The 960-nt window shown below is 76.8% G+C and carries 1 protein-coding gene; it reads right to left on the bottom strand.

The window, feature by feature from the left end; translation table 11 throughout:
* Positions 1-110: 110 nt before the first annotated feature.
* The gene (larB, locus tag FV229_RS26985) at positions 111-788 is read right to left on the bottom strand and encodes a nickel pincer cofactor biosynthesis protein LarB (RefSeq protein WP_147754832.1); all 678 of its coding nucleotides are present in this window, start codon (positions 786-788) and stop codon (positions 111-113) included.
* Positions 789-960 lie beyond the last annotated feature (172 nt).

Here is a 960-nt window from a genome sequence, read left to right as displayed (position 1 = left end):
CGCGGTGGCGGCGCCTCCGCCGGCTGCGGCGAGGCCCGCGCCGACGACGGCGCTCTGAAGGAAGCTGCGGCGTTCCATGGGATTCTCCTGTGTTCGGACGACGGGTCGGTTCAGGCGGCCGCGAGGCGTTCGGCGGCGTGGAGCAGGCGCAGGGCGGCGCAGGCCGCGCCGTAGCCGTTGTCGATGTTGACGACCGCGAGGCCGGGGGCGCAGCTCGCGAGCATCGCGTCGAGGGCCGTGCGGCCGCCCTCCGCGACGCCGTAGCCGACCGAGGTCGGCACGCCGATCACCGCGCCGGCGACGAGGCCGCCGAGCACGCTCGGCAGCGCCGCGTCCATGCCGGCGACGCAGATCACCACCGGATGGGCGCGGATCTCCTCCAGCCGGCGGGTCAGCCGCCACAGGCCGGCGACGCCGACGTCGGCGACGAGCGTCGCGGCGCGGCCCTGGTAGGCCAGCGTCCGCAACGCCTCGCGGGCGACCGGCACGTCGGAGGTGCCGGCGGCGACCACGGCGATGCGGGCCGGCCCTTCCACCGCGCGCGCCACGCCGAAGACGGCCGTGCGCGAGACCGGGCAGTAATCCAGCGCCTCCCGATGGACGGCGCGCAGGGCGGCGTGCTTGTCCGGGTCGAGGCGGGTGAGGAGGAAGCGCGCCGCCCGCTCGGCCGCCGCATCGAGGATCGCGTCGACCTGCGCGGGCGACTTGCCGGCGCAGTACACCGCCTCCTCGAGGCCGATCCGGTCGGCGCGGGCGAAGTCCAGGGTGAACTCGTCGGACACGCTCATGCCGACGCTCCTGCCCCGACCCCGCGGCCGACGAGGAAGGCGCTGCCGGTGCGATAGGGCTCGAAGCGGACGGCGCCGGCAGCGAGGCGTCCCGGCGCCTGCGCCGCGATCCAGCCTTCGAGCTCGCCCCGCCCGGGCCCGTCGAGCGCGGCGAGGCTCGTGGGGTCGAGCT

Source organism: Methylobacterium sp. WL120, from assembly GCF_008039465.1.
In the GTDB taxonomy this organism is placed as follows: Bacteria; Pseudomonadota; Alphaproteobacteria; order Rhizobiales; family Beijerinckiaceae; genus Methylobacterium; species Methylobacterium cerastii.
The sequence above is the reverse complement of the archived record's forward strand: the minus strand, read 5'-3'. Positions and strand labels throughout refer to the sequence as shown.

Excerpts from the sequence above, each read along its gene's own strand:
- larB (WP_147754832.1), bottom strand. The coding sequence starts at position 788 with ATGAGCGTGTCCGACGAGTTCACCCTGGACTTCGCCCGCGCCGACCGG.